16 protein-coding genes are annotated in these 16,563 nt (G+C 65.3%); 5 read left to right on the top strand and 11 right to left on the bottom strand.

Features of this window, described 5'->3' with window-relative positions; all coding sequences use genetic code 11:
• Positions 1 to 30: 30 nt before the first annotated feature.
• From ACDH77_RS10050 to ACDH77_RS10040, 3 genes are all read right to left on the bottom strand, one after another.
• Complete coding sequence (locus tag ACDH77_RS10050; RefSeq protein ID WP_029819404.1) at positions 31 to 1,200, bottom strand: NarK/NasA family nitrate transporter; 1,170 nt, start codon at positions 1,198 to 1,200, stop codon at positions 31 to 33.
• Between the two features lie 914 nt (positions 1,201 to 2,114).
• A complete protein-coding gene (locus ACDH77_RS10045; RefSeq protein ID WP_031422633.1) occupies positions 2,115 to 3,203 on the bottom strand; it encodes a CmpA/NrtA family ABC transporter substrate-binding protein in 1,089 nt (362 codons plus the stop codon).
• Between the two features lie 4 nt (positions 3,204 to 3,207).
• The gene (locus ACDH77_RS10040) at positions 3,208 to 3,780 is read right to left on the bottom strand and encodes an ANTAR domain-containing response regulator (RefSeq protein ID WP_008575394.1); all 573 of its coding nucleotides are present in this window, start codon (positions 3,778 to 3,780) and stop codon (positions 3,208 to 3,210) included.
• Positions 3,781 to 3,860: 80 nt separating this feature from the next.
• Here ACDH77_RS10040 and ACDH77_RS10035 point away from each other — a divergent pair, with 80 nt between their 5' ends.
• The 3 genes from ACDH77_RS10035 (at position 3,861) to ACDH77_RS10025 (ending at position 7,546) form a co-directional block, all read left to right on the top strand.
• Positions 3,861 to 4,838, top strand: a complete 978-nt coding sequence (locus tag ACDH77_RS10035; RefSeq protein WP_031422631.1) for an NAD(P)-dependent oxidoreductase — start codon at positions 3,861 to 3,863, stop codon at positions 4,836 to 4,838.
• A gap of 349 nt (positions 4,839 to 5,187) precedes the next feature.
• Positions 5,188 to 6,621, top strand: coding sequence for an NAD(P)-binding domain-containing protein (locus ACDH77_RS10030; RefSeq protein ID WP_338338538.1), 1,434 nt, complete (start codon positions 5,188 to 5,190; stop codon positions 6,619 to 6,621).
• On the top strand, positions 6,614 to 7,546 hold the full coding sequence (locus ACDH77_RS10025) for an SDR family NAD(P)-dependent oxidoreductase (RefSeq protein WP_008575387.1): 933 nt from the start codon (positions 6,614 to 6,616) through the stop codon (positions 7,544 to 7,546). The genes ACDH77_RS10030 and ACDH77_RS10025 overlap by 8 nt, the downstream gene beginning before the upstream one ends.
• Positions 7,547 to 7,645: 99 nt before the next feature.
• Here the strand turns inward: ACDH77_RS10025 and ACDH77_RS10020 are convergent, their stop codons facing one another.
• From ACDH77_RS10020 to ACDH77_RS10005, 4 genes are all read right to left on the bottom strand, one after another.
• Entirely contained in the window at positions 7,646 to 8,728 is a 1,083-nt protein-coding gene (locus ACDH77_RS10020) for an AraC family transcriptional regulator (RefSeq protein WP_338335010.1), read from the bottom strand.
• Positions 8,729 to 8,954: 226 nt separating this feature from the next.
• Entirely contained in the window at positions 8,955 to 9,317 is a 363-nt protein-coding gene (locus tag ACDH77_RS10015) for a hypothetical protein (RefSeq protein WP_008575384.1), read from the bottom strand.
• Positions 9,301 to 9,870 (bottom strand): molybdenum cofactor guanylyltransferase, encoded by a 570-nt coding sequence (locus ACDH77_RS10010; RefSeq protein ID WP_071117216.1) that lies wholly within the window; start codon positions 9,868 to 9,870, stop codon positions 9,301 to 9,303. Before ACDH77_RS10010 ends, ACDH77_RS10015 begins: the two co-directional genes overlap by 17 nt.
• A gap of 37 nt (positions 9,871 to 9,907) precedes the next feature.
• The gene (locus tag ACDH77_RS10005) at positions 9,908 to 11,182 is read right to left on the bottom strand and encodes a molybdopterin molybdotransferase MoeA (RefSeq protein ID WP_303399843.1); all 1,275 of its coding nucleotides are present in this window, start codon (positions 11,180 to 11,182) and stop codon (positions 9,908 to 9,910) included.
• A 183-nt stretch (positions 11,183 to 11,365) separates the two neighbouring features.
• Here ACDH77_RS10005 and ACDH77_RS10000 point away from each other — a divergent pair, with 183 nt between their 5' ends.
• Positions 11,366 to 11,641, top strand: coding sequence for a PQ-loop domain-containing transporter (locus ACDH77_RS10000; RefSeq protein ID WP_031422621.1), 276 nt, complete (start codon positions 11,366 to 11,368; stop codon positions 11,639 to 11,641).
• Between the two features lie 34 nt (positions 11,642 to 11,675).
• Here the strand turns inward: ACDH77_RS10000 and xth are convergent, their stop codons facing one another.
• The gene (gene xth / locus ACDH77_RS09995) at positions 11,676 to 12,671 is read right to left on the bottom strand and encodes an exodeoxyribonuclease III (RefSeq protein WP_372353859.1); all 996 of its coding nucleotides are present in this window, start codon (positions 12,669 to 12,671) and stop codon (positions 11,676 to 11,678) included.
• A gap of 145 nt (positions 12,672 to 12,816) precedes the next feature.
• On the opposite strand from xth, the gene ACDH77_RS09990 reads away from it, so the two are divergent.
• Positions 12,817 to 13,587, top strand: a complete 771-nt coding sequence (locus tag ACDH77_RS09990; RefSeq protein ID WP_031422618.1) for an OBAP family protein — start codon at positions 12,817 to 12,819, stop codon at positions 13,585 to 13,587.
• Between the two features lie 197 nt (positions 13,588 to 13,784).
• On the opposite strand, the gene ACDH77_RS09985 is transcribed toward ACDH77_RS09990, so the two are convergent.
• From ACDH77_RS09985 to ACDH77_RS09975, 3 genes are read right to left on the bottom strand one after another with little or no spacing between them, the layout of a single operon-like run.
• Positions 13,785 to 14,954 carry a zinc-dependent alcohol dehydrogenase gene (locus ACDH77_RS09985; protein WP_372353858.1) on the bottom strand — a complete coding sequence of 390 codons (1,170 nt, stop codon included), beginning with the start codon at positions 14,952 to 14,954 and terminating at the stop codon, positions 13,785 to 13,787.
• A gap of 13 nt (positions 14,955 to 14,967) precedes the next feature.
• Positions 14,968 to 15,498 carry a hypothetical protein gene (locus tag ACDH77_RS09980; RefSeq protein WP_031422617.1) on the bottom strand — a complete coding sequence of 177 codons (531 nt, stop codon included), beginning with the start codon at positions 15,496 to 15,498 and terminating at the stop codon, positions 14,968 to 14,970.
• Positions 15,499 to 15,501: 3 nt separating this feature from the next.
• Entirely contained in the window at positions 15,502 to 16,080 is a 579-nt protein-coding gene (locus ACDH77_RS09975; RefSeq protein ID WP_029819392.1) for a DUF4142 domain-containing protein, read from the bottom strand.
• Between the last annotated feature and the right edge of the window lie 483 nt (positions 16,081 to 16,563).

Raw genomic sequence — 16,563 nt, 5'->3', positions numbered from 1 at the left:
TGCTTCATTGCCTGGGCTCCTGTCGACATATCAGACGCGCGCCGCGCCTGCGGTTGACCATTCGCTGCGCCACTGCGCCTTCACGCCGGCCAGCAACGCCCAGCCGCCGAGCGCGAAGGCAGCGAACAACCACATGCCGATCGCGTAGCTGCCGGTGTGCTGCTTGAGCACGCCCAGCCCTGCGGCAAGCGCAAATCCACCGATGCCGCCTGCCATGCCGATCAGGCCGGTCATCACGCCGATGTCCTGGCCGAAGCGCTGCGGCACCAGTTGAAACACCGCGCCATTGCCGGCGCCCAGGCACAACAAGGTCAGCACGAACAGCGCCAGCGTGATCGTGGCGCCGCCGGCACCAAATCCGGCGATTGCCACCAGCCCGGCGACCAGCAGATACACCGCCAACAGGGCGCGCGTGCCGCCGAGGCGGTCGGCAATCACGCCGCCGAGCGGGCGCATCACCGAGCCGGCCAGTACGCACGCTGCGGTGGCCCACCCCGCGGTACGCGCATCGAAATCGAACTGGTCGTGGAAGTAACCAGGCAGTGCGCTGGCAAAGCCGGAGAAGCCACCGAAGGTGATCGCGTAGAAACACATGAAGCGCCATGCATCGCGGTTGCCCACCAGCACGCGGCCATAGTCGGACCACTGCTTGCGCGCGACCGGCGTGGGTGCTTCCTTGGCGATGGTTGCGAACACGACCAGCGTCAGCACCAACGGAATGCACGCCAGGCCGAACACGTTCTGATAGCCGAAAGCGGCCGCCAGCATCGGGGCGAACAACGCCGCCAGCACCGTGCCGGAATTGCCGGCTCCGGCAATCCCCATCGCGGTGCCCTGATGCTCGGGCGGATACCAGCGCGAAGCCAGCGGCAATGCCACCGCGAAAGATGCACCGGCAATCCCCAATAGCACGCCCAGCAACAGCACCTGCCCCATGCTGTGCACGCCCAGTTGCCATGCACCGAACAGTGCTGCGATCACCGCCAGCTGCGCGACCATGCCGGCACGCTTGGCGCCGATCCGGTCGGCGAACATGCCCAGTACCAGGCGCAACACGGCGCCGCACAGGATCGGCACTGCCACCATCAAGGCACGCTGCTGCGTATCCAGCCCCAGCGATTGCGCGATCGGCACCTGCAGCGGACCGAGCAGATACCACACCATGAAGCTCAGGTCGAAATACAGGAAAGATGCGAACAACGTGGGCGTATGCCCTGATCGCCAGAACGAGCGCTGCATAGAGACCTCTTCGAGTGCGATGGCCAAAAAAAAAACGGCGCCCTCCGGTAAACCGGAAGGACGCCGTTGTCCTAGATGCATGCGGCTCGCCGTTGAGCCGCTGGCATCGTCTGCATGTTGTTGCAGGCACGCCGTTGTACCTGCACGTGCGTCCTACGCAATCAACGTGCCAACTTTCTCACCGCGGCCTCACTGCGCTGCAAGCGCTTGATAAATTAAGGGTTGGCGGCTGGTTGCCGGTCTCGCGCGAGGTAACGGGTAGCCGCTGGCGCAGCTCACCATTCCCGGCTTTCGTGCAGCAATGCACCAACAACGTGCGTTGCTGGCGGACGCGATCGATCGATATTCCTGCGACACGCCGTCCCTCCACGCATGATCGTGGCGCCAGGCCGGCCATTGCGCGTCAGGGAAGCTAGACGGCGTGACTGGGTGCAGTCGAACGCGTTGGCGCGACTGCCGAGATCAAACGCCTGGCCGATGGAGCGCGCGGCGCCCTCACCGCTCGCAGACACGCTGCAAGTACGTCCGTGCAGGCTCGATGGCCGCATCCATGCCGCAAGCGGCGAGGACACCGCACCTGGGAGTTGGCCGGCGGTTTGTGGAAGAGCGAGGAAACCGCCTCGTGCGGCTTGCTGTTTGCTCTGTTTGAAACCTGGCGCACCGACCATCTCCACTGGCCCTTGCCGGCCCACCGTCGCGGGAGCTTACGCGGCATGGATGCCGTGTAGAGCCTACATGGACGTACTTGCAGCCTGTCCTGCGCTGGTGGGCCGGCAAGGGCCCCTGCAGCCAAACTGCAGACCAGCCGCTCTCCCTGCGATCCCTCTACGCTCTGCAGCCATCACCGCAGACTCCAGCACGCCTGATCCATCGCGTTACGGCGTATCGAACAACCGATTGCTGCGATGATCGCTGTCCGGCGCGACGACACCCACACGTGCGGCGGCACGCCGATAGTTGTCGAGTCGGTGGATATCGCCGAGCCGGGCGATGTCGTCGCCTTGAACGTCATGCCATCCCCAGCGCTGGAACTGGCCCAGGAACCACTCGCCGTCCGACAGCCACGGCATATTCACCACCCCGCCGCGGTGAAAGGCCAGCGCAGTCGCATCATCGGCGGCAGCGACGCAACCAACATGCGACTCAACCTCGGGATGCGCCCCCAGACACACCGCCAGGCGCGTCGCCGGCACCCCGATATGCTGCGGCTCGGCCAGCCACTGCGCACAGTGCGCGCGATTGGCTGGCGCCGCGTCCAGCCAACGGCAGGCCTCCAGCACGCAAGCGGTCAAGCGCTCGCTCAACTCCGGCTGCAGTGCTGCAAATTCACGGCGGCAGGCGAGCACCTTCTCCGGATGGCCAGGCCACAACTCGCCGCTGCGGATCACACGCCGCCCCGTGCCCTGCGCCTCGGCCACCGTCGCCCACGGCTCGCCGGAGCAATAGCCGTCGACCAATCCGCTGGCCAACGCCTCGGGCATTTGCGGTGGCGGAATGCTGAGCACATCCACATCGCCGATCGGGTCCACCCCGCCTGCAGCCAGCCAGTAGTACAGCCACAGCGCATGCGTTCCGGTAGGAAAGGTCTGCGCGAACACCGCACGCCGCCCCAATCCTGCCAATGCCTGTGGCAGCGTGCGGCCGGCCGCCAACGCCTGCGCGAGTGCAGGCGCCAGCGTGATCGCCTGGCCGTTGTGATTGAGCGTCATCAGCAATGCCATCGGGCATTGCGGGCCGGCGATGCCCAGGTCGATCGCATACACCAAACTGGCCAGGGTGTGGGCTGCCTCCACTTCACCGGCCAGCAAACGGTCGCGCACGCCGGCCCAGGATGCCTGTCGTTGCAACTCCAGCTGCAGACCATGTCGATGGTCCAGACCCAGGTGTTGCGCAGCGACCAGCGGCGCGCAGTCGATCAATGGCAGGTAGGCCACGCGCAGGACGGGATATTCGGCTTGACTCATAGATTCATCCCAACAACTCGGCCATGGCCACGATGCGGCGCGCCACTTCGGCCAGTTTGACGCCCTGCTTCATCGCCTGCTGGCGTAATGCGGCATAGGCATCGGCCTCGCTCAGGCCACGTTTTTCCATCAGCAAGCCCTTCGCACGGTCGATCTGCTTGCGGTCCTGCAGCGCCTGCTGGACCTCGTCCAGGCGCTTGCGCATGCTGCTTTCCTGCGCAAAACGGGCCAGCGCCACCTGCACGATCGGCGCCAACCGCGCAGGCGCCAAGCCATCCACCACGTACGCCGTCACGCCCGCGCCGACCGCTGCATGGATCAACGCATCGTCGCCATCGCCGGAGAACATCACCACCGGCCGCGGCGCATGCGCATGCAACATCGACAGCTGCTCCAAGGTATCGCGGGAAGGCGAATCCACGTCGATCACCACCACATCCGGCTGCTGGCGTTGCACGGCATGCAGCAGCGCGCTGACCGAGGCCACGTCATCGAGCACCGTGTAGCCGGCGCGCGTCAGTGCCTGGCGCAGTTCGCCGATCGGCTTTTCGGTATCGTTGACCAGCAAAACACGCATTGACAGCAGCGAGGCATGGACGTGGCCTGATGGTGCCATGCAACATGCCGCTCGTGCGAGCCATCTTTTCGGAGTGTCCGATGCCGTTGTTCCCGTTGTTCGCCAACCTGCAGGGGCGCGCCGTGCTGGTGATCGGTGGCGGCGAAGTCGCCACACGCAAGGTGCTGGCGCTGCTGAAGGCGCAGGCGCACATCCGGCTGTATGCGCATGCGCTTTCGCCCGAACTTGCCCAGCTGCTGCAGGCCGGGCGCTTCGAGCAAATGACAGGCGAGTTCGATCCTGCCTGGATCGACACCGTGTGGCTGGTCGTCGCCGCCACCGATGATGTGGATCTGAATCAACGTGTGGCCGCAGCGGCCGGCGCACGCCAGCGTCTGGTCAATGTCGTGGACGATGCCGAGCTCTCCACCTACCAGGTGCCGGCCATTGTCGACCGCGATCCGCTGGTGATTGCGATTTCGTCGGCGGGCGCGGCGCCGATGCTGGCGCGCCGACTGCGCGAGCGACTGGAGCGCGAACTGCATGCGTCGGTGGGTACGCTGGCGGCCTTGTTCGCCCGGCACCGCGAGCGCATTCGTCAGCAGTTGCCGGACATGAACCGGCGGCGCCGCTGGTTCGACCAGGTGATCGACGGGAAGGTGCCGCAATTGCTGCAGGCCGGCGATACCGTCGCCGCCGAAGCCGCCTTTGCCGCTGCGTTGGACGCGGTGGACAGCGTTCCGGCGCGCGGCAGCGTGCAATGGGTCGGTGCCGGCCCGGGCGATCCCGGCCTGCTCACGCTCAATGCCTTGCGTGCCCTGAACCTGGCCGACGTGCTGCTGCTGGCGTCGGACGTGCCCGCCGCGGTGGTGGAACTGGCGCGCCGGGATGCGCAACGGCGCGCCTGGCCGGAGACGCCGGGCGCGCAGCAGGCCGCCGTAGTGGAGTTGGTCGGCGCCGGGCTGCAGGTCGTGGTCCTGCGCATGGGCAGCGGCGATGCCATCCCGGCGGAGCTGGACGCCGCCCTGCACGCGCAAAGCATCCTGTCGGTGCGGGTTCCGGGTTTGCCGCTCCGCTAGATTTTTCCAAGCGCGTTGCCGGATTCGACGCGCTTGATCGCGACTGCCTACCGCGCCAGCAACGCTTGGCGCGCCGTGTCCTGCTGCCAACGCGTGCGTTCGACGCACCGATCGCCGGAGCGCCCGCCCATACCATCCGCGGGAAATGACGGCCCGCGGCCGCGCAATGGCGCTCGACTGCTACCCGCCGGCGCATGCCATCGGCACCGCGTCACGGCGTGCAGCAAGGCAGGCAACAGTCACCCAGCGTGACCGGTTTCACCCCCTGCCTGGCCGAAAAAGTCCCCAGCACGGCGCGTGCATCCGCCTACAGTCGAGCACGTCATCCCGGTTCGGACATCGCCACACCATGCAGACGCCTTCGCCGTCCCAGACGTTCCCGCTCGACCGCAGCGATGCGGTCTGCATCATCGGTGCTGGCCCGGGTGGGCTCAGTGCGGCACGTGCGCTCAAGGCGCAGGGGCTGGACTACGACCAGTTCGAACGCCACGGCGACCTGGGCGGGATTTGGGACGTCAGCAACCCCGGCTCGCCGATCTACGACTCCACCCATTTCATTTCCTCGCGCGATCTGTCGGCCTTCATCGGCCATCCCATGCCGCGCCAATACCCCGACTACCCGTCGCATCGGCAGATCCTGGCCTACCTGCGCAGCTTTGCCGAGACGTTCGGTCTGCGCGAGAAGATCCAGTTCGACACCGCCGTCCTGCGCATCGACAAACAGCCGGACGGGCGCTGGCAGGTGACGTTGGCCGATGGCTCGCAGCGCCTCTACGGCGCGGTGATCTGCGCGTCGGGCGTCAACTGGGACCCCAGCATGCCGCAATTGCCGGGCCACTTCGATGGCGAGATCCGCCACTCGGTGAGTTTCCGGCATGGCGACGAATTTCGTGGCAAGCGCGTGCTGGTGCTGGGGGCCGGCAACTCCGGCGCGGACATCGCCTGCGAGGCGGCCATGCATGCGCAACGCGCCTTTCTGAGCGTGCGCCGCGGATATCACTTCATCCCCAAGCACCTGATGGGGATTCCGGTCGACCAGATCGCCGAAACCGGTCCGCACCTGCCCCTGTGGCTGGCACGCCCGATCTTTTCGGCCCTGCTGCGGCTGGTCAACGGAGACCTGGCCCGGCTGGGGTTGCCCAAGCCGGACCATCGCCTGTTCGAAAGTCACCCGCTGCTCAACGCCCAGCTGCTGCACCATCTCCAGCACGGCAACATCGCCGTCAAACCCGATATCGACCGACTGGACGGCAGGCACGTGGTGTTCAAGGATGGCAGCCGCGAGCAGATCGACCTGCTGCTGTGCGCCACCGGCTACCGCTGGAGCTGCCCGTATGCCAGCGAGTATTTCCTATGGAACGGCGGACGCCCGCAGATGTACCTGTCGATGTTCAACCGCACGCATCGCAATCTGTTCGGGATCGGCTACCTGGAAACCAATTCCAGCGCGTACAAGCTGTTCGACACCCAGGCCCACATGATCGCGTCCTACCTGACCGCGCAGCGCCGCGATCCTGCCAGCGCACGCCGCTTCGATGCATTGATCGAAAACGATACACCGGACCTGTCCGGCGGCATCCGTTTCGTGGCATCGCAGCGCCACGCCGTCTACATCGAGGCGCATGCATTCAAACGCTATCTGCATCAGCTGCGCAGGCGATTGGGCTGGGGCGAACTGGGCGAACACATGTACGACGCGCTCAAGCTCGACGCCGGTGGCGATCCACGCATGCGCACTACCGCCACCGCACGGCTAGCCGACAGCGAGGTTGCCCATGGCTAAGCCGCAGGATCTGCGCGGCTGGAATGCGGTGATCACCGGCGGCGCCGGCGGGCTGGGACGCGCGACCGCCGCGCGCCTGATCCAGCGCGGCGTGCGCTGCCTGCTGGTGGATATCGATGCCGATGCACTGGCACGTGCGGTGCAGGCGCTGGGGCCGTTGGCGTGCGCGCAGGTGGCCGACCTGACCGATCCGGCCGCGCGCGACCGTCTCGCCGAGCGGCTCGACACGGATTGGGGCCAGTTGCAGCTGTTGGTCAACAATGCCGGCATCGTCGGCACCACGCCGTTCGAGCAGCGCACGCCGGCGTCGATCCGCGGCGAACTGGAGTTGAACCTGATGGCGCCGTTGTTGCTCACGCACCGGTTGCTGCCGCTGCTGCAGCGCAGTGGCGACGGGCGCGTGGTGAACATCGTCTCGCTGGGAGGCATGTTCCCGTTGCCGGAATCGACGGTCTACTCGGCCAGCAAGTTCGGGCTGCGCGGTGCCATGCTCTGCCTGGGACTGGACGGCGCACGCCTGGGCATTCGCGTCTCCATCGTCAACCCGTCGGCCACCGACACCCCGATGCTGATGCGCGAGGCCCTCAACGGCGGCAACAAGTTGCAGTTCATGGATCGGCCGCAACAACCGGACGAAGTCGCATTGCAGGTGTTGCGGTGCCTGGACGCACCGTGCCTGGAGCGCTTCGTGCGCCCCAGCGAATCGTGGACGGTGCGGCTGGCCATGCTGCTGCCCAACCTGCTGACGCGCGCCCTGCCGCTGTTCGCACGCAGCGCCGAGCGTGGGCATCGCAACTATCTTGCGTCGCTGCAGCAGCGCGGCCTGATTCGCCCGCGCCAGGACGGATGGGAAGTGGTGCCGCCCGCTCACCGCGAAGACCCGCACACCCTCGCCGCAGCGCGAGCAACCACGCAGCGGACCTGAGCCGCTGCTGGCGCCCGCACGCGCAGCGCATGCGGCGGCAGCGCTGTTGGAGGGCAAATCGGCGCGCAGTGCGGCCAAGTACCGTGTCTGGTCGAACCCTCAGCGCGGATCGCGCGCCTGTCCGGGCGAACGACCGGACCACCGTTGGAAGGCGCGCCGAAACGCCCGTGCATCGGCGTATCCCACCGCTTGCGCCACCTCGGCCACGGTCATCTGCGAATTGCGCAGCAGATCCTGCGCACGTTCGTAGCGGGCGGCATCGCGCAGTGCCCGGTAGCCGACCTGTTGCGCGCCGAGCCGACGCCGTAACGTGCGCTCGCTGCAATTGGCCTGGCGCGCCAGCTCCGGTTGCCGCGGCGCATGCTCGGCATCGCTGCGCAGCCGCAGTGCGATCGATTCGACCAAGTCATTGCGCGACGGCGGCCGCTGGATCAGCGTCTCCAATTGTTGCCGCAACAGTCCGCAGGTGGTGCGGTCGTAGCCCGGCAACCGCGCGGCCAGCCACTTTGCCTCCAGCGTCATCCGGTTGCGACCAGCGCCAAACCGCACCGGGCAGCGAAAAAAACGCGTGTAGATCTCCAGCGGGGCCGATCGCGCGAAGGCCAGTTCCACCGCGCGCGGTCGGATGTCCGGCCCCAGCATGCAGCGACTGACATTGAGGGCACCGGCAAATGCTTCCTCGATGAGGTAAGGCTCGATCTCCAGGTCGAACACATGCGGCACCAGTTCGATGCAGGCTTCGGGGCCTTGCTGTGCGAACAGGTGCTGCATCATCGCCCCGGCTTCGTGCTGATGCCCCAGGCCATAGGCGATGGCTTCGCCGAAGGTTTCGCAGGTGAGCATGGCCAGCCCGGTCAGTCCCCATGACACCGGCCGTTGCCGCATGCCGGCCGCCAGGCCCATCGCCGGCTCGTCCAGCAGACGGCGTGCGCGCAGGATCAGCGCACGCACCTGCTGGTAGGACAGCAGCAGGTCGCGGTCGTGCAGGTCGCGGTCGGTGAATCCCAACCCCTTGCACAGCCGCTCCGGCGCGTGTCCTCGATCTTCGACCAGGCCCAGCAGCGAGCGCACGGTGTTGGGAACGATGTTGGCGGTGCGGCGGTTATCGGCCGGCGCCGGACGCGCGTTGCCGACCTCGGAGATGGGCTGTCTGCGGGTGACGGCCGCGCGCACACGCGGCATGCTCAGCAGTGCTCCGCAGAGCGTTCGCGTTCGCCGCGGTGCCAGCGTGCCGTGCAGCCAATAACGCCACCATGCAGCGCGTGCCATGTGGCGGTACAAGCCGGCCGGAGCCGAACGTCTTGCATGCGTTGCGTCCTCGCGACAATGCGGCCTCAACCGCTCGGCCGCACTTTAGCGCAAGTGATGGCGTGCAGGTCCAGCCAACAGCTGCCGGCGCGTCAAACCATCAATCCCGCAACAGACGCTTGCGCGTGCTGTCGCGCACATCCACGTCGAAGGTGACCTGCAAGGTCATCGCCTCGGCATGCCCAGCGCCCGCATCGAAACTGAACTGAAGCCCGTCACGGCGCGGTAGCTGGCGTGCGTGTTCCTCCAGCGCGTCGCGCGGGATCGCCAGTTGCCAATGATCGGTGGCGCAATTACATGCGGCGTGACCGCCGGTGAGGCTCACGCTGTGTCTCACCAACCGCGCGCCCTGCCCGCTCGGCAATCGGCTGAGATTGTCGACGCTACGCCCGGCCAGCAGGCTGGCCAGCTCGTCCTCGTCGATACGAAAGCGCAGATGTTGGCCTTCAATCTGGATTTTCATGGATCAGCCGGCTCCATTGCTCGGGCGTATTGCAATTGACGAACTCAGCGCGTTCGCTGGCAGTGACAGTCACGCGATGGCACTGCAGTGAATGCTGCAAGGCGCGCAGCGAGCGTGACGATGCAGCGCCCGCCATCAGCACCGTCAACGCCTCGCGCACGCTGGCATCCAGGCGCAGGCACATCGGCAGCATCTGGTCCTCGAAGGCCACACAGCAATGTTGCGACGGCGCAAGCAGCTTGCCCAGCAACGCGGCCGACAACAGCGGCATATCCACCGGCACCACCACCAGCGTGGTCGCGTCGGCCGCGCCCGCGATCACGCTTGCCAGCCCGCCGAGCGGGCCCAGATCGGGATGGACGTCGGCAATGCCGGCATATTCGGGCCGGTTGCCGCTGACCACCACGTGCTGCGCACCGGCCTGGCGCAGCAGCGCCTGCATCTGTTCCAGCAACGGACGTCCATGCCAGGGCAGCAAGGCCTTGTCCTGCCCCATGCGCGACGAACGTCCACCAGCCAGCACCACGCCCGTCCACGGCTGCTGCAGCGTCATGCGACAGCCCCGGGATGGGCGGCACCCACCGGCATGTTCATGGCGCGATGGCCGGCGCGGCCGGGTGCAGGTGGCCCAGGCCGAAGACCTCGGCATGCGTGCTCGCTGCGGCGCCTTCGTCCTGTGGCTCCAGCACTGCCCAGACGTTGGCCTGCAGCAACGGGGCCACACGAAAGGATTCCTGCTGCGGCAGGATCTGCACCGACAACGCGCCGGCCGCACTGCACAGCAGGCGTGCCCGCAGATGCTGCCGCCAGATCGGCCTGGCCTGCATCGGTGCCTCTAATGCGACGCGCACGCCATGCTCAACCGGCATGCCCAACAAACCGCGCAATGCCGGCTCGACGAAAAAGCGCAGACCGGCCGCGCTGGCCATCGGGTTGCCGGGCAAACCCATATACAGCGCGCCATCGCTAAAGCGCGCAAGCAGCACCGGTTTGCCCGGTCGCACTGCGACCTTATGAAACAGCACTTCGGCAGCGTGGCGTGCCAATGCCTCCGGGATGAAATCGTACCGACCACGCGAAACGGCGCCGGTGCTCAGGATGAGATCGGCACCGGCATGGCGGGCCTGTGCCAGTGACGCATCGAACGCAGCATCGTCGTCGCCTACCTGCCCACGCCACACGACATCGGCGCCGGCGGCACGCAACTGAGCCAGCAGATAACTGCTGGTGCCATCGCGGATCTGGCCCGGCTGCAGGGGTTGTGCAGGGTCGCCGATCAACTCGCGTCCAGTGGCGATCAAGGCCACGCGCGGCCGCCGCACCACCTGCACATGCGCGCAGCCCAGGCCGGCGAGCAGCATCAGATGCGCACCGCGCAGCATGGTGCCGGCGTCGATCACGCGATCGTGCAAGCGCACGTCTTCGCCGCGACGACGGATGTGCTGGCCCGCACGCACCGGCTGACGCAGGCGGATGCGGCTGGGTCGCCCGCCGTCGTGCTCAAGGATCTGCACTTGCTCGATCGGTACCACCGCATCGGCACCCGGCGGCACGCCGGCGCCGGTCATGATTTCCCAGGCCGCACCGATCGCAGCCGCACCGGCGTCCTGCCCTGCCGCAACGGTACCGCTCACCACGTACTCGCGGTCTGCCAACGCACCCATCCCCGCGGTCGCCAATGCAAACCCATCCATTGCGCTGTTGTCGAAGGGCGGCAACTCGGCCTGGCTCGACAAGGCGTCGGCAAGCACGCGACCTTCGGCATCGGCGCTTGCCACCCACTCGCTGGCAAGGGGTGCGACGTGCGCGTGAACCAGCGCGAGTGCTTCGGCATAGCTGATCATGTGCAGGACAGTGCCGACCAATGGATGACCCGGCTAGGATACCGGCCCCTGGCGCAGCAGGTACAGGCGTGGCCGTGCGGGGCGGTCGTGTGTCCATCCGCCACATGATGGGCATCACCGCAGACACCACGCTTGAAGCTGCTCGAACGGTATGCAGACAGCGTGCGCTGCAAGGTTGCAGGCCTTCCTTGAGCAACTGCACGCATGCAATTCGTCGACGTCGTGGGCTGGCTCGCCAGCATCATCCTGATCGCCACCTTGATCCGGCAGATCTACAAACAATGGCGCTCCGACGCCGCGCAGGGCGTCTCGCGCTGGTTGTTCCTCGGCCAGATCAGTGCTTCGGTGTTGTTCATCCTCTACAGTTATCTGGTTGGCAACGCGGTGTTTATCGTCAGCAATGTGCTGATCCTGCTGACGGCCCTGACCGGCTATGCATTGCAGCGGGTCAAGCGCCGCAGGCTGGAACGCGCAGCGTAGACAGGCTGCGTGGACTCCTGCCGGCCGGTCGAGCTTAGTCAGCCGTTCTTTTCGCCGACTTGTGTGGTCTTGCCGATGCGGCTGTGGCCCTCTTCGCAGCGATCTTCTTGGCCGCTTTTTTCGCGATGACACTGGGCGTCTTCTTGGCGGCCGCCTTGGGCACGGCCGCCTTTTTCGCTACGCCCGGCTTGCGCACCTTCGCGGCCGACGTGGCATCCGCCGCTGCTTCGGCGGGCGCATCCGGTACACGCACACTGATCCAGGTGGGTGCATGGTCGCTGGCCTTTTCCAGCGCACGTACCCACTTGTCGACGCCGGCATCTTGAAGGTCGGGCGCCAGCGTGCGATTGAGTAGCAGATGATCGATGCGCAACCCACGGTCGCGCGCAAAGTGCTGACGAAAGTAATCCCAGAACGTATAGATCGGCGTGTGGCCATGGATGGCCAGCAGGCTGTCGGTCCAGCCCTGTGCCAGCAGGGTCTGGTAGGCCTCACGGCTCTCCGGCTGCAGCAGGGCGTCCTTGCGCCAGCCCTTGGGGTCGTAGATATCCGCATCGGTGGGCACCACATTGAAGTCGCCGATCAGCGCCACCGGATGCGGCAGGTCCACCAGCGTTTTCGCATGCCGGATCAAGCGTTCGAACCATGCAAGCTTGTAGTCGAACTTCGGCCCGGGCTGCGGGTTGCCGTTGGGCAAATACAGGCAGGCCACCACCACGCCATGGATCGCCGCCTCCAGATAGCGGCTTTGCGTATCGCGTGGATCCCAGGGCAACCCGCGACGAATCTCCACTGGCTCGGTCCCCCGCGCGAGCAGCGCCACGCCATTCCAGGACTTTTCGCCCTGCCAGATCACACCGTACCCGGCATCGCGGATTGCCTGCTCCGGAAACGCAGCTTGCGTCGATTTCAATTCCTGCAGGCCCACGATGTCCGGCTGCTCGCGCTGCAGCCATTCCAGCAAGTGTGGCAGACGGCTGGCAATACCGTTGACGTTGAACGTCGCGATCTTACGTAAGGTACCTGACATGGGTGCAAATGGCCGCTTCCGTGGTGCAACAGCATGACCGCCGCTTGATTAAGCCGATGCTCAAGCGAGGTGAAGCTGCACTGCGTGCCCCGGCCCATGCTCACGCCTGGCACACCACCGGCGCTCTTAGCTTGAAGCACATTCATTGATGGGAATTGCCATGCGACATTCCGCACTGTTGATCGGCCTTGCGCTCTGCGCCAGTTGCTCGCGCAGCCCACCGTCGGTCACCCCGCCCGGCGCACCGGAAACGCCCAAAACCAATGTGCTGGAAGCCGGCGCGAAAGTGCTGCAGCCCAGCGGCCCGGTCGGCAAGCTGGACATCTATCTGGTCGGCTTCCATCCGATGAAGGATGCGCCAGATGAGCAAATGGAGGCGCATCACTATTGCCAACAGGTCAATGAAGATCTTGCCCAATGCGCGCTCTACGACGGCAACACCGACCGTGCCAACCTCACCGGTATCGAGTACATCATCTCGGAGACGTTATTTGCGCAGTTGCCGGCACACGAGCGCAACTTCTGGCATCCGCATAACGGTGAAATTCTTTCCGGCCAGCTCTCTGCTCCCAACCTGCCGCAGGTCGCAGAGAAGGAACTGATGCGCAGCAAGATCAACAGCTACGGCAAGACCTGGCACACCTGGCATTCGCGCAAGGGCACCGCGCCTGGCGACACCTTGCCGCTGGGCGAGCCGATGCTGGCGTGGTCGTTCAATCGCGATGGTGAGTTGCAGCAACCGTTGATTGCGCAACGCGATCAGGCCGTTTCGGTGTCCACCGCAGAGCGCCGCGCCAACCGTCAAGAGCTTGTGCCGCTGGCAAAGCCGCAAGAAGGCGTGGATGCATTACGTGCCCATTTTCCCAACGCCCAACCCATACCCGGGGTGACCGACGCAAGGGGCAAGCATCCCTGAGCCCAGGAGACACCCTGCTGCACCAACGTGCAGCAGGGTCAGGCGTGGCGCGCGTACTTGGCAATGCGTTAGAGCCTGGAAAAACGCGCGATGCAGCTAGCGGTACGCACGTACCCTGCCCTGTTGCACACGCCAGATGCCAAGCGATTCCCGGCAGCGCCTGCAGCGCAACTCAGTGCGACCAAGGTTCTCCGACGCTAGGGCACAAACCCCGCACGCACGCACCCATCGTGTTTGTGCTTGAACATGTCGTAGCCCCGCACGGCGTCTTCCAGCGGCATCTTGTGGGTCAGCAAAAATCCGGATTTCAAACGTCCCGCCTGCGCCAAGTCCAACAACCTGGGCACGTATCGCTGCCCATGTTGCTGCGCGGTTCGCACCGTCAGACCTTTGTTCATCACGGCACCCAGCGGAAACTTGTCCATCACTCCGTACACGCCCAAGACCGACAGGATGCCGCCCTTGCGGCAGGTGAGGATGGCTTCGCGCAACGCCTGGCCGCGATCGGTGTGCAGGTGCAAAGCCTGCTTGACCCGATCGTAGGTATGGCCGATGCCGGTGCCATGCGCCTCCATTCCGACCGCATCGATACAGGCATCCGGGCCACGCCCACCAGTCATTTCGCGCAGGACATCCACCACGCTGTCGACCGCCGAATAATCGATCACCTCCACACCTAACACATCGCGCGCCATTGCCAGACGCTCCGGCAAGCGGTCGATGCCGATCACGCGTTCTGCGCCCAAAATACGTGCACTTTGCTGGGCCATCAGCCCCACGCCACCGCATCCCCACACCGCCACCGTGTCGCCGGGCTGGATATTGCAAAAGTCTGCACCCATGAAGCCAGTGGGCCCCGCGTCCGAGAGAAACAGCGCATCTTCGTCGGAGACCCCATCGGGCACCTCGAAACACCCCACATCCGCATGCGGCACGCGGATGTAGGTTGCGTGCGAACCTGCGTAACCGCCAAAGGCGTGCGTATAGCCGTAAATCCCGGCGGTCGCATGCCCAAGCAAGGGTTCCTGCATTTCCCAGTTGGGGTTGGTGTTGTCGCACAGCGAAAATTCCTTGCGCTCGCAATGCCAGCAACCGCCACAGGAAATAAACGACGGCACCACCACGCGCTGACCCACGCGCACATTCTTCACTGCGTTGCCCACCTCCACCACCGTACCCATGAACTCGTGGCCGATGACATCGCCCTCGCGCATGGTTGGCAGGTAGCCATCGATGAAATGCAGATCAGAGCCGCAGGTGGTGGTGAGCCCGACCTTCAGGATCACATCGCGGGGATTGACCAGCACCGGATCGGGCACGGTTTCCACGCGCAAATCGTTGATGCCATTCCAGCACAGTGCTCGCACAGAAAAGCCCTCCTCAAGAATGCGCGTGCGTCGACGCGCGCGCCGCTGGGGTATGCAACAAGGTCGGCACCTCGCCGGCCTCCAGCCATGCGCGCAATCGCCGTAGTCCCTTGCCGACCAGCACGTACGGCGCGGGATTCACCAGCTTGGTGAACACCTGCGCCAGCAGGCCTTCGACCGCATAGTGCAGGCTTAGCGTCGCTTCGCTGGCTTCGCGCCCACGTGCAGGGCGCACCTGCAATACGATAGCGAGCTGCAGCCCATGTTCGCCCTCGGCCTCGTAACGCACCGACTCGCCCAGCCGCGCATCTGTGCGGCGCAAGGTCACCTCCACATCCTGACGCAGCGGCGCGTGCAGCTTCCAGCGGGACGCATGGCCGTCGCCGGAGACCAGCTCGGCAGCACCTTCCAACACGCGTTGCTGCACATTCGCATCGCACCAGGCATCCAGTATCTGATGAGGTTCGGCACGGATGGTCATGCTGCGTACGATGTGCGTACCGTCATCGTCGGTACGTACCGGATCGGTCGGTAATGCAGCCATGGCTCAGCGGGCTCCGGCGTTCTTGTCGTCGGCCTGCAATGCCTTGGCGCTGCTCAGATGATCGGCGACGTGATGGCGCGTGGTCTGCAGGTGTTCGAGCACCGGCGATGTCTTTGCCTGCGGGATCAGCTTGCTGTCGAGCGCCGTTAATGCGTCGGTGTGGTCTTTCACCATCGCAGTGATATAGGCCGTTTCGAATGCATGACCGTCCAGCTTCTGCAGCTTGGCCAACTCCGCCTTGCCCTTCGTCATCTGCAGCTTTGCACCCGCGGCGGACGTGTCCGGTTGCCATTTGGCGATCTTCTGGTTGTTGTCGGTGTGTTCCTTGATCATGCGCGTGGCGTAGTCGCGTGCGCCGCCTTGCACCTGCTTCTGCAATGCCAGATTTGCCGCGTTGATTTCGCTGGTGTTGATGGCACTCAGCATACCGAGCGCCTCGCGCTCGTCCTCGCTGGGTGTCGCTGCACCCGCGGTTTGCTGCCCGGCGGGCATTGCAGACTGTGTCCGGTTCTGTGCTTGCGCAGATATGCTGGCGCCAACGCACAGGGCCAGGACAAGGATGATCGGGCGACGTGTGTTCATGGAAGTCTCCAGCTGGATGATGTAGCTCGATGCTGGGCTTGGCTGCGTGACTCGATCGTCGCGCTAGCGTCGAGAACTGGCGAAGGCTGCGTGCTGCAGCGCAACGCATCGTCACACTGTGTGAAGGTCACGCAGTCGGGGTTTTCCTCCAACTTTGAATTCGCTGACGACCATGCCGCTGCGCGGCAGCGCGGGATACCGCATCATCGGCTATCGAAAACCCTGTTTGGGAACGTAATCGCTCGCCGCCAGCGCCTGGCGCTGCAATCATCAAGGCAATGGTCGGCTTCCCCCGAGACATCGAGGATCGGCTCTACGTGCATTTTGTGCTGCAATCGTCCCACTGGCAGTGCTGTGGCGATGCACGCGCACCGCGAGCCGCTTTGTCCCGCAGCAAGGGCGTAATCACGGGCAAGCTGTCGCTGCAGCGCTTGGCGCTGCAACGTCGATTCACGGCATAGGGTCGAGCCTACCGCATCCCGT

Origin of the sequence: Xanthomonas axonopodis pv. maculifoliigardeniae (genome assembly GCF_041519315.1) — a bacterium.
Lineage (GTDB): Bacteria > Pseudomonadota > Gammaproteobacteria > Xanthomonadales > Xanthomonadaceae > Xanthomonas > Xanthomonas euvesicatoria.
Note: the sequence above shows the minus strand (reverse complement) of the source record. Positions and strands in the feature narration are given on the sequence as shown.